This window comes from Streptomyces fractus, assembly GCF_049844455.1.
Lineage (GTDB): Bacteria > Actinomycetota > Actinomycetes > Streptomycetales > Streptomycetaceae > Streptomyces > Streptomyces fractus.
The window spans coordinates 2508949-2526643 of the sequence record NZ_JBMYHI010000002.1; the positions used below are offsets into that span (position 1 = coordinate 2508949).

Annotated in this window: 15 protein-coding genes; 5 read left to right on the forward strand and 10 right to left on the reverse strand. The window is 71.4% G+C overall.

The annotated features are described in order from the left end of the window. Positions 1 to 2: 2 nt before the first annotated feature. Both ACP4E5_RS13220 and ACP4E5_RS13225 read left to right on the forward strand, forming a co-directional pair. Entirely contained in the window at positions 3 to 1355 is a 1353-nt protein-coding gene (locus tag ACP4E5_RS13220) for a sulfate adenylyltransferase subunit 1 (protein ID WP_425828257.1), read from the forward strand. A gap of 113 nt (positions 1356 to 1468) precedes the next feature. Next, positions 1469 to 2218: a sirohydrochlorin chelatase gene (locus ACP4E5_RS13225; protein WP_425828259.1), complete on the forward strand. Its 750-nt coding sequence runs from the start codon at positions 1469 to 1471 to the stop codon at positions 2216 to 2218. Between the two features lie 7 nt (positions 2219 to 2225). Here ACP4E5_RS13225 and ACP4E5_RS13230 read toward each other — a convergent pair whose 3' ends face one another. Next, positions 2226 to 3224: an ArsR/SmtB family transcription factor gene (locus ACP4E5_RS13230; protein ID WP_425828261.1), complete on the reverse strand. Its 999-nt coding sequence runs from the start codon at positions 3222 to 3224 to the stop codon at positions 2226 to 2228. A 68-nt stretch (positions 3225 to 3292) separates the two neighbouring features. On the opposite strand from ACP4E5_RS13230, the gene ACP4E5_RS13235 reads away from it, so the two are divergent. After that, complete coding sequence (locus ACP4E5_RS13235) at positions 3293 to 4552, forward strand: MFS transporter (RefSeq protein WP_425828262.1); 1260 nt, start codon at positions 3293 to 3295, stop codon at positions 4550 to 4552. Between the two features lie 9 nt (positions 4553 to 4561). Here ACP4E5_RS13235 and ACP4E5_RS13240 read toward each other — a convergent pair whose 3' ends face one another. The 4 genes from ACP4E5_RS13240 to ACP4E5_RS13255 all read right to left on the reverse strand — a co-directional run bounded on the left by ACP4E5_RS13240 (position 4562) and on the right by ACP4E5_RS13255 (position 8087). Continuing rightward, a complete protein-coding gene (locus tag ACP4E5_RS13240) occupies positions 4562 to 5146 on the reverse strand; it encodes a TIGR03086 family metal-binding protein (protein ID WP_425828264.1) in 585 nt (194 codons plus the stop codon). Between the two features lie 54 nt (positions 5147 to 5200). Continuing rightward, on the reverse strand, positions 5201 to 6214 hold the full coding sequence (locus tag ACP4E5_RS13245; RefSeq protein WP_425828266.1) for a ketopantoate reductase family protein: 1014 nt from the start codon (positions 6212 to 6214) through the stop codon (positions 5201 to 5203). Between the two features lie 24 nt (positions 6215 to 6238). Continuing rightward, a complete protein-coding gene (locus tag ACP4E5_RS13250; RefSeq protein ID WP_425828268.1) occupies positions 6239 to 6808 on the reverse strand; it encodes a DUF1697 domain-containing protein in 570 nt (189 codons plus the stop codon). Positions 6809 to 6881: 73 nt separating this feature from the next. Then, positions 6882 to 8087: a S8 family peptidase gene (locus ACP4E5_RS13255; protein WP_425828270.1), complete on the reverse strand. Its 1206-nt coding sequence runs from the start codon at positions 8085 to 8087 to the stop codon at positions 6882 to 6884. Positions 8088 to 8445: 358 nt separating this feature from the next. Here ACP4E5_RS13255 and ACP4E5_RS13260 point away from each other — a divergent pair, with 358 nt between their 5' ends. Continuing rightward, a complete protein-coding gene (locus ACP4E5_RS13260) occupies positions 8446 to 10734 on the forward strand; it encodes an MMPL family transporter (RefSeq protein ID WP_425828272.1) in 2289 nt (762 codons plus the stop codon). Between the two features lie 61 nt (positions 10735 to 10795). Here ACP4E5_RS13260 and ACP4E5_RS13265 read toward each other — a convergent pair whose 3' ends face one another. From ACP4E5_RS13265 to erm, 3 genes are all read right to left on the reverse strand, one after another. Further along, positions 10796 to 11848 (reverse strand): CDP-alcohol phosphatidyltransferase family protein, encoded by a 1053-nt coding sequence (locus ACP4E5_RS13265; RefSeq protein ID WP_425828274.1) that lies wholly within the window; start codon positions 11846 to 11848, stop codon positions 10796 to 10798. 226 nt (positions 11849 to 12074) lie between these two features. After that, positions 12075 to 13259, reverse strand: a complete 1185-nt coding sequence (gene mgt, locus ACP4E5_RS13270) for a macrolide-inactivating glycosyltransferase (protein WP_425841272.1) — start codon at positions 13257 to 13259, stop codon at positions 12075 to 12077. 157 nt (positions 13260 to 13416) lie between these two features. Then, complete coding sequence (gene erm / locus ACP4E5_RS13275; RefSeq protein WP_425828276.1) at positions 13417 to 14199, reverse strand: ErmE/ErmH/ErmO/ErmR family 23S rRNA (adenine(2058)-N(6))-methyltransferase; 783 nt, start codon at positions 14197 to 14199, stop codon at positions 13417 to 13419. A gap of 328 nt (positions 14200 to 14527) precedes the next feature. Here erm and ACP4E5_RS13280 point away from each other — a divergent pair, with 328 nt between their 5' ends. After that, on the forward strand, positions 14528 to 15424 hold the full coding sequence (locus ACP4E5_RS13280; protein ID WP_425828278.1) for a phosphotransferase enzyme family protein: 897 nt from the start codon (positions 14528 to 14530) through the stop codon (positions 15422 to 15424). 34 nt (positions 15425 to 15458) lie between these two features. On the opposite strand, the gene ACP4E5_RS13285 is transcribed toward ACP4E5_RS13280, so the two are convergent. Together ACP4E5_RS13285 and ACP4E5_RS13290 are read right to left on the reverse strand one after the other, a co-directional pair. Further along, positions 15459 to 16184, reverse strand: coding sequence for a 3'-5' exonuclease (locus tag ACP4E5_RS13285; RefSeq protein ID WP_425828280.1), 726 nt, complete (start codon positions 16182 to 16184; stop codon positions 15459 to 15461). 123 nt (positions 16185 to 16307) lie between these two features. Beyond that, on the reverse strand, positions 16308 to 17576 hold the full coding sequence (locus ACP4E5_RS13290) for an SAV2148 family HEPN domain-containing protein (RefSeq protein WP_425828282.1): 1269 nt from the start codon (positions 17574 to 17576) through the stop codon (positions 16308 to 16310). Positions 17577 to 17695 lie beyond the last annotated feature (119 nt).

Below are 17695 nucleotides of genomic sequence, written 5' to 3' on the forward strand. Positions count from 1 at the left end.
AGATGAGCACCACCACCTCCGCCGCCGCTGAAGAGCTGGCCGGGCTTTCGGCGACGACCCTGCTGCGGTTCGCCACGGCCGGTTCGGTCGACGACGGCAAGTCGACGCTCGTGGGCCGCCTGCTGCACGACTCCAAGTCGGTCCTCACGGACCAGCTGGAGGCCGTCGAGCTGGCGTCCAAGTCGCGCGGCGCCGCCGAGCCGGACCTCGCGCTGCTCACGGACGGCCTGCGCGCCGAGCGCGAGCAGGGCATCACGATCGACGTCGCGTACCGCTACTTCGCGACCCCGCGGCGCCGCTTCATCCTGGCGGACACCCCGGGCCACGTGCAGTACACGCGGAACATGGTGACCGGCGCGTCCACCGCCGACCTCGCCGTGGTCCTCGTCGACGCCCGCAACGGCGTCATCGAGCAGACCCGCCGGCACGCGGCCGTCGCGGCCCTCCTCCGTGTCCCGCACGTCGTCCTCGCCGTCAACAAGATGGACCTCGTCGACTACGAGGAGACCGTCTTCGCGAAGATCGCCGAGGAATTCACCGCGTACGCTGGGCAGTTGGGCGTCCCGGAGATCACCGCGATCCCGATCTCGGCGCTCGCGGGCGACAACGTCGTGGAGCCGTCCGCCAACATGGACTGGTACGGCGGCCCCACCGTCCTGGAGCACCTGGAGACGGTGCCGGTCAGCCACGACCTCACGAGCTGCCACGCGCGGCTGCCCGTGCAGTACGTGATCCGCCCGCAGACCGCCGAGCACCCGGACTACCGGGGCTACGCGGGGCAGATCGCGGCCGGCACGTTCCGCGTCGGCGAGTCCGTCACGGTGCTCCCGTCGGGCCGCACGTCGAAGGTCACGGGAATCGACCTGCTGGGTACGGCGGTCGACGTCGCGTGGACGCCGCAGTCGGTGACCCTCCTCCTGGAGGACGACATCGACATCTCGCGCGGCGACCTGATCGTGCCGAGCCACGACGCGCCCGCCACCTCGCAGGACATCGAGGCGACGGTGTGCCACGTGGCCGACACCCCGCTCGTCGTCGGCCAGCGGGTGCTGCTCAAGCACACCACCCGTACGGTCAAGGCGATCGTCAAGGAGATCCCGTCGCGGCTCACGCTCGACGACCTCTCCCAGCACCCCGAGCCGGGTCAGCTCGTCGCCAACGACATCGGCCGCGTGAAGGTGCGCATCGCCGAGGCGCTCGCCATCGACTCCTACGCGGACTCGCGGCGCACGGGCTCGTTCCTGCTGGTCGACCCGGCGGACGGCACGACGCTCGCGGCGGGCATGGCCGGCGAGTCCTTCGCCTCGGCGGAGGACCCCAAGGCCCTTGTGGACGAGGAGGGTTGGGACTTCTGAGCCCCCAGGGCCGGCACGCGGGCGACCGTGTGCCGGCCGCCCGGCGGCGCCCTCGCCGCCGCGGCAAGGACTGAGACGACGCCCACGGACTCCCCTTCAGGAACTGAGCGACGATGCGCCACTCACCCACCCACCCGGTTCTCCTCGTGATAGCCCACGGCAGCCGCGACCCGCGCCATGCCGCGACCGTGCACGCCCTCGTGGGCGAGGTCCGGGCGCAGAACCCCGGTGTGCGGGTGGAGACGGCGTTCCTGGACTTCAACGTGCCGTCGGTGCACGGGGTGTTGGGGTCGCTGGCGGCCGAGGGCGTGCGTGACGTGATCGCGCTGCCGCTGCTCCTCACCCGCGCCTTCCACGCGAAGACGGACATCCCGGCGGTGCTGCGCGAGGCGCCGCGCGGGATGCGGATCCGCCAGGCGGAGGTCCTGGGCCCCGACCCGCTGCTCGTCGCGGCCCTCGAACGACGCCTGTACGAGGCGGGGTTGTCCCCCGCCGACAAGCCCACGACCGGGGTCGTCCTGGCCTCGGCGGGCTCCTCCGACCCGGAGGCGATCGCAGTGATCGCTGAAATCGCGCGGGAGTGGCGGCACACCGGTTGGTGCGCCGTGCGGCCTGCGTTCGCCTCCGCATCCCATCCCCGCACGGAGGACGCCGTGCGCGAACTCCGTGCACTGGGCTGCGAGCGCGTGGCGGTCGCCCCGTACGTCCTCGCGCCCGGCCGGCTCCCCGACCGGATCGCGGCGGGCGCCGCGGACGCCGACGTACTCGCTGACGTACTGGGTCCCGCGCCCGAGGTGGCGCGGGTCCTGATGGAGCGTTACGAGGCGTCCTGCGTACGGGAGTTGGTGGCGGTCGGCGCCTGAGCGCCGGTCAACCGCACAGCTGCTCCCCCAGCTCGCTGCGCGCGTACCGCACGCTCCGCCCGCTGCGCGTACGCAGCAAGAGACCCGCGTCGTACAGGATCGACAGGTGCTGGCTGACGGCGCCCGGTGTGACGTCGAGGCGGTGGGCCAGTTCCGTGGTCGACGCGGGTTCCTCAAGGAGGCCCAGGATGCGGGCGCGGGCCGCGCCGAGCAGCCGGGTCAGGGCTTCGCTGCCCGCCGGGGGCGGGGTCTCGGAGATGGTGGCGCGACCACGGGCCGGATAGCTGAGCAGCGGCGGCAGTCCGGGGTCGATCATGGTGTGGGCGCCGTGGCAGAAGAGCGTGGGGACGAGGACGAGCCCGCGGCCCTCGATCGGGATGTCGGCCGGGGACCAGGCGCGGAGGCTGTCGCGCTGGACGAGGGTGAGCACGTCGCCGTCCCAGGAAAGCCGCCGGTCGAGGCTGGTGAACAGGCCGCCCACCCCGGCGTCCGCGAGCACCTTGCCGCGGTACGTGAGGTCGGCCTCCAGTACGGACTGGACGCGGGGCCACCAGTCCGGGGCGAGGCACGTGTGCCAGTAGGCCTCCAGCGCGTCGGCGATGCGGTGGCGGAACGCGGCCGGGTCGGCGAGCCCCTCGCGCAGCACCGGCGGCAGACGGTCCGTCACCGTGTCGTAGGCGGCGGTGAATTCGGACTCGAGGGTCTCGGGCGGGACGGCACGAACCTCGGCGAGCTGCTCCGCGAACCCCGGTCGCGGGCGCGTGGGACGCGGGGTCAGGTAGTCCGGTATCCACAGGTGGGGCGCGACGAGGGCACCGAGCAGCTCGGTGTCGAGGCGCCGGAAGGCGGGGGCGAGGCGGCGCAGCCAGGGCCGCTGATGCGGGTAGCGCGCGGGGTCGCGCCAGCAGCGCAGCGAGTACACGGTCTCCTGGAGGGGCGAGTACGCGAAGGACGTACGGGCGAGGTCCCCCACGACGAAGCGGAATTCGATCACTGCGCCTGCCACCTTCCCCACCCTTTAGCGAGAGGCTAAAGGATTATCGCGGCGGACCGGAACCCGGCTTCGCTGTCGGCATGACCACATCTCCGCCCCGGCCCCTACCTCCCACGACGCGCCTCGCCGGGCTGCTGCCCACGGTGCCGGTGCTGCGCCGGCTGTCCCTTCTCACGCTGCTCAACGCGTTCGGGCGTGGCCTGTTCTTCCCGGTCAGCGTCCTGTACTTCACGCGGTCCGTGGGCCTGAGCGCCACGTCGGTGGGCGTGGGTCTCACGGTGGCCGGGGTGTTCGGGCTCGCGGCGGGGGTGCCGGCGGGGCGGGCCTCGGACCGGTGGGGGCGGCGGCCGGTACTGACCGGGCTCTGGGTCGGGTGCGGCGCGGGGCTCGTGGCGTACACGCTGATCGACTCGTACGTCTCGTTCCTGGTCACGGCGATCTGCTACGCGACGCTGAGCCAGGGCAGCATGGGCGTGCGCAACGCGCTGTACGCGGACGTGCTGCCCGTGGGGGAACGCGTCGAGGGGCGGGCGCACCTGCGGATGGTCACCAACGTGGGCATGGGCCTGGGCGGCGCGTTCGGCGCGCTCGCCCTCCAATTCGACAGCCGCGCCGGTTACACCGCGCTGATCCTCTTCGACGCGGTGGCGTTCGCCGGGTCCGCGCTGATGGTGCACCGGCTGCCCGGCGGCGCGGGGCGGCGGCCGGCCATGGACACCCCGGCGGAGAGCCGGTGGCGGGCGGTGCGCGACGCGCCGTTCCTCGCGGTGACCTTCCTCAACGCCGTACTGGCCCTGCAATACGCCCTGTTGGAGGTGGGGCTGCCGCTGTGGATCTCGCAGCACACCGACGCGCCGCGGTGGACGGCGGCCCTCGTCATGGTTCTCAACTGTGTGCTGGTGGCGCTGCTCCAGGTGCGGGCGACCCGCGGGGTGGAGGACCTGCCGGGCGCGGTGAAGGCGATGCGCCGCTCGGGGCTGCTGCTCGCGCTGTCCTGCGCGTTCTTCGCCTTCTCGGCGGGGATCTCACCGCTGGGGGCGCTGACGGTCCTGGTGATCGGCGCGGTGGTGCAGGTGCTCGCCGAGGTGTTGCAGGCGGCGGGCGGCTGGACCGTCGGCTACGGCCTCGCGGACTCCCGCGCGCAGGGCGTCTATCAGGGCGTGTTCAACTCCGGGCAGGCCGCGGCCTCGATGGCTGCGCCCGCGCTCGTGACGGTCACCGCGATCCAGCACGGGACGGCGGGCTGGGCTGTGCTCGGGGCGCTGTTCGTGGTGGCGGGCCTCGGCGTGGGGCCCGCCGTGCGGTGGGCACGGCGGGACGCCCAGTGGCGCGGCGAGTGAGCCGTGCCGTCAGCGCGGATCGCGCCCGCTGAGGGCGAGCGCCTTCGCGTACACGGACGCGTCGTCCGGCACGTCGACGGGCGCGTCGAAACCCTCGTACTGGCGGTACAGCTCGGCGTTCGCCTCGACGACTTGGAGGAGCAGGGCCGCCGCGCCGTCCGAGACGCGGAACTCCTGGCCGGTGGCGTGGGCCACGTCCCAACCGTGCAGGACGAGTTCGATCCACAACAGGGCGGCGACCTCGGCGGCGGGCTGCTTGGCGAAGCCGAGGTCGATCTCGCCCTCCCAGGCGGCCGGTTCGGACCAGGCGGCGATGCCCTGGTCGAGATCGGCGGCGCAGGTCGTCGCCCAGTCCGCGTCGGCCGTGAAGTCGCGGGCGGTCAGCTCCTCCGGCAACTGCGTGCGCAGCGCGCGGTGTCGCATGCCGTGCCAGGTGTACGCGACCCAGTGGTTCACGAGCGTGCGCACGTCCCAATCGCCGCAGCCCGAGGCCGCGTCGAGCCGGTCGCGCTTGACGCCGGCTGCGACGCGGGTGGCCTCGTCGGCGCTCTCGGCGAGGTACGGGTACAGGGTGTCCATGCGAAGTTCGGTCATGGCGAGGACGCTACAGGGACCGGTACCCGCCCCTCTTGAACAAACGCGACAGGGTTACGCGGCGCACCGCGCGTCGACGGCCGCGATCAGCTCCGCCACGCTCGTCTCCCCCGCCGAACGGCCTTCCCGCGCCGCCTCGTCGGCGAGTTCCTGGAGGACGTCGTTGATCGGCGTGGGCACTCCGTGCAGGCGGCCGAGGAGGGCGATCTCGCCGTTGAGGTAGTCGGCCTCGATGCTGCCCGCGCCGCGCTGGAGGGACTGCCAGGAGGAGCCGCCGCCGCGCGGGCTGCTGTCGAAGGGCTCGAAGCGGATCTTGTCGGCGCGGGCGGCCTTCTCCTCGTCCTTGCTCGTGTACGCGATCCCGGCGGCGTCGAGCACCGCCTCGCCCTCGGCGCGTGCCCGGCGGAACAGGGCGATGCTCTCCTCGCTGGTGAGCACGCCGGAGACCGCCTCGATCGAGTTGGCGAGATTGGCGAGGAGCTTGGCGTACTTCCAGCGCATGACGTCGTCGACGACGGGCGCTTCGAGGGGCCCTTTCTCCAGGTCGGCCGAGATGGCGCGGACGGTGTCGTCGCTGCCCGACGGGTAGCGGCCGACGTGCAGGATGCCGGAGAGCGGGGCGCCCTGGGCGCGGACGACGCCCGGCTCGACGAACGTGGCGGGCAGCCACACACACATCCCGTACACCCGCTGGAAGGTACGCAGGGCGAGCCGCTCGCTCTCCACACCGTTCTGCGCGCAGACGAGGGGCAGCCGGCCGGCCGCCGTGCCGCCGCCCTCGACGGGGCGCGGTCCCCACGCGGCGAGCGCCGCCGCGCTGTCCTGTGTCTTCACGGCGAGGATCAGTACGTCGTCGGCGCGCAGCGTGCCGAGCGCCTCCGGGCCTTCCACGACGGGGAGTTGGTGGGTGTGCGTGCCGTCGGGCGTCTCGACGCGCAGTCCGTTGTCGCGCAGCGCCCGGTACTGACTGCCGCGCGCGACGAGCACGACGTCACTGTGCCCCGACTGCGCGAGCCTTCCGCCGATGACGCCGCCGACCGCTCCTGCTCCGATGATTACGTAGCGCATGCACCGACCTTTTCACGGACGCGCTCACCGTGGGGCCGTGAGCTCCACCAGTTTCGTCACGGTGTTCCAGTTCCGGCTCGTCGCGATCAGGCCCTTGTTGAGCGCCGGGCGGGACAGCTGGGCCGCCAGCTTCGAGACGCCGAGGCCCTGGGGCGCGTAGAGGTAGAGGGCGCGGTCGCCGATGCGGAAGTCCTCGGGGGCGTACGCGGCCGGGTCGACGGCGGCGAACCGCTCGGCGGTCACCTGCTCCGAGAAGTACGTGACGTGCAGCTGCTTGGCCTCCAGTTCGGCGGCCGGGAACGGGCAGTCCGCCATGACCGCCTTCAGGTAGGCGTGGCCGCGCACGATGACGTCGACGGTGAAGCCGAACCCGGCCTCGATCGCCTTGCCGATCGCGGCGGCGAGCGCGTCCTCGTCGCCGCCGTCGGGCGCGGTGAAGGCGACGTTGCCGCTCTGGAGGTAGGTGCGTACGTCGGTGAGGCCGAGGCCCTCGATCACCGGCCGCAGCCCGGCCATCGGCACCTTCTTGTTGCCGCCGACGTTGATGCCGCGCAGCAGAGCCGCGTATCCCTCGGTCGAGGTCCCCTGAGTCATGCGCACACGATAAGGCGGCCGCCGTTCCCCGTGGGGGTGGGCACGGCGGCCGCCGGTCGTCGAGCCGGAACGTTTACTCGGTGACCTTCAGGAGCTTGTTCGCGGTGCCGTCGGACGCGTTCTTGATGGCGTCCGGGGTGGCCCCGTCGGTGAGCGCCTTGGCGACGTCGGCCGGGGCCGCGTCCTTGTGTCCTGCCAGGTAGACGGCGGCCGCGCCGACGACGTGCGGTGTCGCCATCGACGTACCGGAGATGGTGTTGGTGGCGTCGTCCCCGGTGTTCCAGTCGGACGTGATGTCCGATCCAGGCGCGTAGATGTCGACGACGGAACCGTAGTTGGAGAAGTCCGACTGCTCGTCGTCCTTGGTCGAGGAGGCGACCGTGATGGCCTCCGGGACCCGGGCGGGGCTGGACTGCGAGGCGTCCGCCGACTCGTTGCCCGCCGCCACCGCGTAGGTGACACCGGAGTCGATGGACTTCTTGACCGCCGCGTCGAGCGCCTCGTCCACGCCGCCGCCGAGCGACATGTTGGCGACGGAGGGGCCCTGGTGGTTCTTGGTCACCCAGTCGATGCCCGCGACGACCTGCTCGGTGGTGCCGGAGCCCTGGTCGTCGAGGACGCGGACGGCGACGATCTTCGCCTTCTTGGCGACGCCGTGCGCCTCACCGGCGATGGTGCCGGCGACGTGCGTGCCGTGCCCGTTGCCGTCGTCGGCGCTGTCGTCGTTGTCGACGGCGTCGAAGCCGTAGGAGGCGCGGCCGCCGAAGTCCTTGTGGCTGATCCGGACGCCGGTGTCGATGACGTACGCGGTCGCGCCCTCGCCCGCGCTGTCCGGGTACGTGTACTTGCCGTCGCCCGCGGTGTCCGCCTGGTCGATGCGGTCCAGGCCCCACGACGGCGGGTTGTCCTGGGTGGCGTCGATGTGGAATTTCTTGTTCTGGACGACCTTCGACACGGAGCCGTCGGCGGCGAGCCGCTTGGCCTCGGTGTCCGAGAGGCCGCTCGCCGAGAAGCCGTTGACCGCCGAGCTGTAGTTCCGCTCGATCGTGCCTCCGTACTCCTTGGCCAGGTCCTTCTTCGCGGAGGCGTTCGCCTTCTGGTCGAGCAGCACGATGTAGCTGCCGGACACGGCGCCCTTGGCGTCCTGCCCGTAGACCTTGCCCTCGGCGGGGGCCGCGGTGGCGGAGAAGCCGCCGAACATGGTGACGCCCACTGCCGTAGCCGCCGTGGCTATCGCCGCGGTGAGCTTCATCGTGCGCGCATGCTGGTTTGTTGCCATGAAGAGGGGTCTCCTCAGTGGTGTGGGGGGAATGCCAGCGCCCCAGGACGATCCTTCGCGAAGGTTGTCAAACTCCGGAAGATGTCCGGGGGTTGAGACGAAACCCTGACCGATTGACGCGATCAGATCAAGACCTACATGAACCTGTGACGTGCTCAACAAGGTTTCGTAATAACAAATCGGACGGTTCCGGAGGTTCGGATCAAGGTTCGACGGTTCATCCTTCGTCGGCTCAACCCCCGATAGATGTAGGGGACTCGGGTCATCCTCCGCGCGGACCCCCGCCTCCCGGACCTCACCGACCAGCACGACGAACCGGACTTATCCCGCCCATACCTTCGAACCCGGAGGTGACCTGATGGCGAGGAACGGGGAACAGCGGGAGCGCCGGGTGCGCGGATTCGCGGCGCGGGCCGGCGGATGGAGCGCCCGGCACCGGTGGGCGGCGGTGGGGATCTGGGTGCTGTTCGTCGTGGTGGCGATGGGCCTGGGGTCCGTCGCGGGGCGCGTGGACGTCTCGGAGGACGACCAGCTCAAGGGCGAGACGAGCCAGGCCGCGGCCATCATCGACGACGCGGGCGTCGACGAACCGGCGGGCGAGACGGTGCTCGTCCAGAGCAAGAACGGTGAACTGCGGGCCACCGCACCGGAGTTCAGGGCAGCGGTCGCCGACGTGGTGAAGGCCGTCGAGGGCACGCGGCAGGTGACCGCGGTGCGCTCGCCGTACGCCGCCGGCACCCGGACCATCTCGAAGGACGGCCGCACCGCGCTCGTCCAGTTCGACATGCGGGGCGACCCCGACACCGCGGCGGACCGCGTCGAGCCGGTCCAGAAGGCCGTCGCCGGCGTCGCCGGAGACCATGACGCGCTGCGGATCGAGGAGATCGGCGCCGCGAGCATGAACAAGACCTTCGACGACGCGTTCGGCGACGACTTCCAGCGCGCCGAGTATTCGGCGGTGCCGGTGGCGCTCGGCATTCTGCTGATCGCGTTCGGCGCGCTCGTCGCGGCGCTGCTCCCGGTGGCGCTCGCCGTCACGGCGATCATGGCGACGATGGGCCTGATGGGCGTCGTCAGCCATCTCCAGCCGATGAGCGACACCGCCAACTCGGTGATGCTGCTCGTGGGGCTGGCGGTCGGCGTCGACTACTGCCTGTTCTACGTGCGGCGCGAGCGCGAGGAACGGATGAAGGGGCACGACCCGGGGACCGCGCTGCGCGTCGCTGCGGCCACCAGCGGCCGGGCGATCATCGTCTCCGGGGTCACTGTGTGCGTGGCGATGGCGGGCATGCTGTTCACCGGGCTCGCCGAGTTCCAGGCGATGGGCCTCGCCTCGCTGATGGTGGTGGCGGTCGCGATGGTGGGGTCCGTGACCGTGCTTCCGGCGCTGCTCTCGCTCCTCGGCGAGCGGGTGGAGAAGGGACGGATCCCGTTCCTGCACCCGACGAAGCGGCGCAATGGAGTCAACGGGGCTGATGGGGACGGGAGTTCGGGCAGTCGGTTCTGGAGCCGGGTGCTGAGCGTCGTGCTCGCGCGGCCCGCCGTGTCCGTCGCCGTCGCGATCGTCGCGCTGCTCGCGATCGCCGCTCCCGCGCTCGGCATGAAGACCCAGAACCTCACCCTGGACCAGGAGTTCGGCGACTCGCTGCCGATCGTGGCGACGTACGACCGGGTCAACGCGGCGTTCCCGGGCGGCTCGGACCCGGCCGAGGTGGTCGTGAAGGCCGACGACATCAACGCCGCCGACGCACGCGCCGCGCTCGCCGACTTCCGTGCGCGGGCCGTGAGTTCGGGCGCCTCGCGCGGGCCGGTCGAGGTCACCGTGCACCCGGACGAGAACGTGGCGGTCATCGACGTACCGCTCGTCGGCGGATCCGATCAGGACAAGGCCGAGAAGAGCCTGGCGCTGCTGCGCGACGAGGTGCGGCCCGACACGTTCGGCGAGGTGGACGGCGTCGAGGCGCCGATCACCGGGCAGGTCGCCGGGTCGAAGGACTTCAACGACCAGATCGTCGGTTCCGTCGTCCCGGTCTTCGCGTTCGTCGTGGCGTTCGCGTTCCTGCTGATGCTGCTGTCGTTCCGCTCACTGACGGTCGCGATCACCTCGATCGCGCTCAACCTGCTGTCGGTGGGCGCCGCCTACGGGATCCTCGTCGCCGTCTTCCAGCACGGCTGGGGCGCCTCGCTGGTCGGCGCGGAGGGGGTCGGCGCCATCATCACGTGGCTGCCGCTGTTCCTGTTCGTGATCCTCTTCGGCCTGTCGATGGACTACCACGTGTTCGTGGTGTCCCGGATCAAGGAGGCACGTCTTCAGGGGCGTACGAACCTGGACGCGATCCGGCACGGCGTCGTCACCACCGCCGGCGTGGTCACCAGCGCGGCCGTCATCATGGTCGCCGTGTTCAGCATCTTCGGGACGCTGTCCATGCAGTCCATGAAGCAGATGGGCGTGGGCCTCGCGGCCGCGATCCTGATCGACGCGACCGTCATCCGCGGAGTGCTGCTCCCGGCGGTGATGGCGCTGCTCGGGGAGCGCAACTGGTATCTGCCGAAGTGGCTGCGCCGGCTGCCGGACCTGACGCACGACGAGGCGGGCATCGAGCCCGCCCCGGTCCCGCGCGAGGGCGGCGAGGAGGTGCGCGTCTGACGCGCCCCGGCCCCGCGGACCCACGGCCTGTACGGCCTGTACGGCCTGTTCACCGCTCGCGTCACGCGGCGGTGGACAGGCCCTTCTCGCTCTCTTCCTCTTCGCCGGCCTCGTCGGCGCTGTCCCGCTCGAAGGCCTCCAGCGTGCGGCCGAAGTCGCGCGTGGACAGCAACAGCTTGTAGACGATGGCGAGTTCGAAGACGAGCAGCAGCGCGGCGGCCACGACGGTCGCCCCGATCACCTGGTCGATCAGCGGTCCGATGATGAAGACGGCCATCTGGAACTCGATGCCGCTCACGAGGTGCGTACGGACCCGGTGGCGCAGCAGGAAGGACCGGAAGCGCAGATAGACGGGGAAGCGGCTGCGGAACTCCTGGTGCAGGTCGACGACCTTGGGACGCGGCGCCGACTCCACGTCCTCCGCCGGCGTCTCCCCCTCGGCGTACTCGGGGTGCTCGGCACGCTCGGTGTCCTGGGCGTGCTCGGCCTCGGCTGCCGCCCCGTTCAGGTCCTGCTCCATGTCCGCGGACGGGTTGGCCCGCAGCAGGTCCTCCATGAACGCGATGCGCTCGGCGTTCTGAGCGCGCCGTGCCGCCCGCACGCGGGCCTTGATCTGCTTGCGCATCGTGTGCCGGGTCTTGAAGATCTCCAGCGAGTTGATGTAGCGCAGCCCGTCGAGGAAGACGACGACCACGGCGAGCCAGACGTAGATCAGGTCGCCGGTGCGCTGGAACTGGCCGCCCATCAGCGCCACGGCGCAGGCCATGACGCGGACCCGGTCGAAGATGTAGTCGAGCCAGGCGCCGAACACGGAGCCCTGCCCGGTCAGCCGGGCGACCTTGCCGTCCATGCAGTCGAGCACGAAGCTCAGGTGATAGATGACGGCTCCGGCGATCAGCCAGCGCCAGTCCCCCATCGCGAAACAGCCGGCAGCGCCGAGCCCCAGGATGAGGGCTCCCCAGGTGATCTGGTTCGGGGTGATGCGCGTCCAGCGCGCCGTGACCCGGACGAGAGGTGTGGCGATCGGGTCGACCAACAGGACGGTCCACCACGCGTCACGCTTTTTCTGGGTGATGCGCCGCACTTCGGGCAATGACGGTATGTCTCGGGGCATGAGGCGCGCCAGCTTCCTTTGTTCAAAAGTAGGTTCACCTCAAGGTAAGAATCCGTTCTTACCAAGTTCAAGAACGAACGAACGCAACCTTTACTGGGGGGTATTGGTCGTACACCGCAGGCGAGTCAATTTCGTTACCTATTGGGCACACGTTTCTTACGGAACACTGGAACCGTTCCGTAAGAAATCGCGTCTACCCCACCCTGATGTCAGAGGACCGCCGACGTCAGGGGCGGCGCAGTTCGGCCTCGATGAGGTCGGCCGCCTGCCGCGTTCCGCCTTCCTTCGCCATGTCCTGCTGAACGGCGGCGAGGCGGCGCGCCACCTCCGGGTCGTCGACCAGAGCGAGGACGGCCTCGCGGAGGGTCTCCGCGTTCGCCTCCTCCATGGGTACGTGCCGGGCGACGCCGAGGCCCTGGAGGATGTCGGCGTTGCCGAACTGGTCGACGGCCTGCGGCACGGCGACCATCGGCGTCGCGGTGGACAGGCCCTCCTGGCTGCCGCCCGCGCCGGCGTGCGTGATGAAGGCGTCGGCCTGCTTGAGGATCGCCAACTGCGGCACCCACTGCCGCACTTCTACGTTGCCGGGGACCTCCCCGAGGTCCTCCGCGGTGATGTGCCGGCCGACCTGGAGCACGACATGCCAGCCCGGCAGATCGCCGAACGCCTTCACGCACTCCCGGTAGAAGGCGGGCTGCTTGGTGAACGACGAGCCGAGCGACACGAGCAGCACGCGCTCGGCGTCGGCGGGGCGCTCCCAGTCGCCCTGTGCGGACCGGTCGCCCTGGCAGGCGCCGACGAAGGTGTTCTTCTTCTCGTCGACCCGGTCGGCATTCGGCTGGAGCGCCTTCGGAATGAGCACGAGGGTGCGGTCGTAGGAGCCCCAGAATTCGTCGGCGGTCCTCGGTACGCCGGAGTCCTTGAGCCACGCGTCGAACTTGTCGTAGTAGGCCTTGCCGCGCGGCGTCTTCCGGGGCTCCTCCCACATCGGCTTCGCGACCTCCTCCTGGTATCCCTCCCAGGCGACGAGGTTCGGCGAGAGCGTGACCACGGGCACGCCCCAGCGGTGGGCGAGGACGCCTGCCGGGTACGAGGTGATGTCGTGGATCACGAGGTCGGGGACGCCGACGCCGCCCTCGCCCTCGTAGGCCTCGATCAGCTGCGGGAGAGCCTGGATCGCCTCGTTCAGGAACGGCTCCACGTTGTCGAGCAGCGTGGAGCCCCACGCCTCCGGGTCGTCGTCAGGGCCGGGAAGCGTGGTGCGGAAGAGGACCGGCTCGGCGCCGGTCTCGGCGATCTTCTCCTCGAACAGGTGCGGGATCGCGTACGTGACCCGGTGCCCACGGGCGACGAGCTCCCGGATCACTTCGAGACTCGGGTTCACGTGCCCGTGGAGAGCGCTGGAGAACATGGCGATATGGGCGCGTTCGCCGTGATTCGGGTTCGTCACGCCCTCACCGTAAGCGAGACGAGACGTCTCGTGCAAATGATTATGCGAGGGGGGAAGGGGGTGCCTACCGGTGATCGGCGCCGGGCATCGATGGCCGGCGCCGATCACCGGGCGTTCATCACCGGTTGAGGGAACCCCAGAGCCGCAGCCACTGCCCCGGGGCCGCTTCCCCGACGAGCGCGCCGGGCGGGATCCCGGCGTCGCGCAGCGCGGCCTCGACCCGGCGGCGCGGGTGGGCGCGGCCCAGCGAGGCGCGCAGGCTGCCGCCGACCCCCGAGAAGCCGAGCGTGACGAGCCGTTCGTACCCCGGGTACTCGGCCGGGGTCAGCAGCGGCGTCGCCCTGCGCTCGATACGGAGCACGCCCGCGTCGACCCGCGGGGCCGGGCGGAACGCGGTGCGCGGCACCCGGCCGAGCAGCCGCCACTCGAAGTGCGGCCAGGTGAGGACGGTGCGGCGGGTCCAACTCCCGTAGCCACCCGTGCGTTTGCGGGCGTACTCGAGCTGGGTGAGCAGCACGGCGCGGGTCAGCGCGTCGGCGTGCAGGCACCAGTCCACGACGTCGGCCGTCCGTGAGAACGGCACATTCCCGGCGACGGCGAACGGCACCCGGGGCGGCCGCACCGCGAGAAAGTCCGCATGCCGTACGCGGACGTGGGCCTGCGCGGCGAACCGCTCGCGCAGCCGTGCGACGAGCCGACCGTCGATCTCGTACGCGACGAGGTCCGGTGTGCGACGGGCGAGCGGCGCGGTCAACGCGCCGCTCCCTGCGCCCACTTCGAGAAGCAGCGGGGTGGGATCCGGTGTCGCCAACTGTGCGAAACGGCGCGCGGCGGCGCGGTCGGCGAGGAAATTCTGTGAGAGGGCACGCGAACGCGACGTGCCGGTGGAACGGGCGGCCATGGCCTGCGGTCCTTGTCATCCGTAAGGAAATTGGGCGGATGAGGGCCCTGACCGTGGGCCGGGTGGGGGCAATCAAGCCCCACCGGCGTTTGAGGCGCGGAGTCCGGGGCGGAGCCCCGTGGCCGGGACGGTCAGAGCGCCGGGCCGACGCGCAGCCGAACAGCATGCGCGCAGCCCAGGACCTGGCGGGTCACCGAAACGGCCATCATGGCTGCGCTGCACATGCCCCACATGCTGAACGAACACCCCACGTCCCGTCCAACGAATTCCCACCCCCGACCGAGTGCGAGACTGACCCCGTACCAGGCATGACGCGGGAGGCGACACGATGGACGAGGCACAAGCACGGGACGTGCTGGCACAGGCGGATGTGCTCGACGGCGCGGCGCGAACCAACGCGGCGCGAACCGCGAAGCTGCTCGCGCTCGGCGAGAACGCGGTGTTCGCCGCCGGCGACCTCGTCGTCAAGATCGGGCGCAGCATCGAGCACGGCGGCGCCGAACTCCTCGATCGCGCCCGCCGCGAACTGGCCATCGCCTCCTACCTCGCCGGGCACAGCGTCCCCGCCGTGCGCGCCGCGAAGGACGAGGCGCTCGTCGTGGACGGGCACCCGGTGACCGTGTGGCACCGGATCCCGGCGGCCGTCCGCCCGGCCGAGCCGCGCGACCTGGCGGAGCTGCTCAGGCTCGTGCACGCGCTGCCGGTGCCGACCGGTTTCGAGCTGCCGCGGCGGGAGCTGCTCGGCGGGGTCGAGCGCTGGCTGCGGCTCGCGGGCGACGCGATCGACCCGGCCGACGCGGACTATCTGCGCGAGCGGCGGGACGGGTTCGCGGCCGCCGCCGCGGCGCTGACCCCGCACCTGCCGTCCGGGCCGATCCACGGTGACGCCCTGCCGCGCAATGTGCACATCGGGCCCGAGGGACCCGTCCTCGTCGATCTCGAGACGTTCTCCTCCGATCTGCGGGAGCACGATCTGGTCGTGATGGCCCTGTCGCGGGACCGGTACGGGCTGCCGACCGAGGCGTACGACGGGTTCGTGTCCGCGTATGGGTGGGATGTACGGGAGTGGGAGGGATGTGCGGTGCTGCGCGGGGCGCGGGAGACGGCGTCCTGCGCGTGGGTCTCGCAGCACGCGCCGTCCAACCCGAAGGCGCTGGCGGAGTTCCGTCGCCGGGTGGCGTCGCTGCGGGACGGGGACCCCGAGGTGCGCTGGTACCCGTTCTGAACGGGCCCCGCGGCACGAAAGGCGCGAGGAGCGGCTACGTGGCGGCCGGTGTGTCGAGCACCCGCATCGGCCACACCGTGTCCACCACCGCGTCCGGATTCCCCTTGCGGCGCAGGAAGTTCTGGAAGTCGGCCGCCGACTCGGCGTACCACTCCACCTGTCTGCGATGCAGCTCGGCCGCGCCGAGCTGCGCGACCTTCGCGTGCCGCTCGCCTATCGCGCGGGCGAGCAGGGCCGCGGCCAGGGCGTCCGCCGAGGCGTCGTGCGCCGCGTCGAGCGGGACGCCGTACTCGGTGCAGACCGCTTCGAGGTTGCGCTTGCCCCGTCGGTAGCGGTCGACGGTGCGGTCGATCGTGTAGGGGTCGACGACCGGTCCCGGCTCGGCGCCCGCGAGGCGCTCGCGCAGCGACGGCAGTCCGTGCCGGGCGAGCTCGGCGGAGAGCAGGGTGAGGTCGAACGTCGCGTTGTACGCGACCACGGGGACGCCCGTGCGCCAGTAGCCCACCAGTATCTCGGCGAGGGCGTCGGCGACCCGGTCGGCCGGCTCGCCCTCGGCCGCCGCCCGCTCGTTGGTGACACCGTGCACCGCGATCGCCTCTTCGGGGATCGGCACTCCGGGGTCGGCCAGCCATTGCCGCTGCCCGAGGACCGCGCCGTCCTTCACCTCTATGACGGCGGCGGTGACGATGCGCGCCTCGCGCGGATCGGTCCCGGTCGTCTCCAGGTCGAAGCCGATCAGCAGCTCGCGGTGCCAGCCCATGGCAGCCCCCTTCTCGTGGTGCGTTCCCCCAATGACCACCACCTTCGCACGCGCCACTGACAATCCGGCCGGGCACCCGTCAGGGCCCGGCCCGGAAGCGCCCGGGGGCACCCTGGGAGGCCGCTACGACACCGGCCGCGCGTCCGCCCAGGTCTGCTCGAATTCGTCGCGGTACGTCACGAAAAGGCCGTTCTCCCCCGAGTCCCTCGACGCGCTCGCCTTGACGACGCGGCCCCCGCCGCGCAGCACGAGGACCGGCGCCTCCATCCCGCGCGTCCTGCGCAGATAGGACTGGACGACCGCGATGCCGTCCGAGCCGTCGCCGTCGACGAGGTAGGCGTTGAAGCGCGGCGTCTCGTCGAAGACGCGGATCTCGAAGGCGCCGGGGTCCCTGAGGCGGGCCCTGACCCGGCGCATGTGCAGGATGTTCATCTCGACGGAGCGGCTCAACTCGCCCCGCTTGATCCCGAGTTCCCTCTCGCGCCGTTTGACCGCGCTGGACGCCGGGTTGAGGAAGAGGAGCCGTATGCGGCAGCCCGACTCGGCGAGGCGGACCAGGCGGCGGCCCGAGAAGTTCTGCGCGAGCAGGTTGAGGCCTATGCCGATGGCGTCCAGGCGCCGCGCCTCGCCGAAGAGGTCCTCGGCGGGGAACTGGCGCAGCAGCCTGACCCGGTCCGAGTGCACCCCCACCACGTCCGCGTACCGGTCGCCGACCAGTTCCTCGACGGCGTCGACGGGCAGCCGGCGGGCCGAGGGCACGTCTGATCCGGCGCCGAGTATGTCCAGGAGGCGGGAGGAGGCGCGCTCGGCCTGGGCGAGGACCGTTTCCGAGAGGGCACGGTTGCGGGAGACCACGTTGCGCGTGACCTCCAGCTCGTCCAGGGCGAGCTCGACGTCGCGGCGGTCGTCGAAGTACGGCTCGAAGCACGGCCAGTGCTGCACCATCAGCTCGCGCAGCTGCGGCAGCGTCAGGAACGACAGCACGTTGTCGTCGGCCGGGTCGAGGAGATAGCCCTTGCGGCGGCTGACCTCGCGCACGGCGACGGCCCGCTGCACCCACTCCTGCCCCGCGGGCCCCGCCGCCGCGACCACCCAGTCCTCACCGTGCACGGGTGCGTAGACGGGGCGGAGCACGGCGGCGACGACGGCGCGCAGCCGCTGCTCCACCAGGTTCAGCCAGATGTAGGCCCGCCCCGCGCGTTGCGCGCGCGTACGGACCTCGCCCCAGGCGTCGGCGCCCCAGTCCAGCTCCGGTCCGATCTGGGACGCGACGTCCATGGGCCTGGCCAGCGACACCGCTCCGGGCGGGATCTCCGTGGAGGCTGCCTCCTGGCTGTCCTGGCCCTCGTGACCGTCGTCACCAGGGGGCAGCTCCAGCCCTCCCGAGCTCACCCGCTCCGCACCGCCTTCCGCTCCCCCGCGTATGTCGTGCCCGAACTTGTCGCTCCCGGGCTTGTGGAAGACAGCCCCCAGCAACGATCAAGGAAGGGTACTCCGGGAGCGGGCGGCGA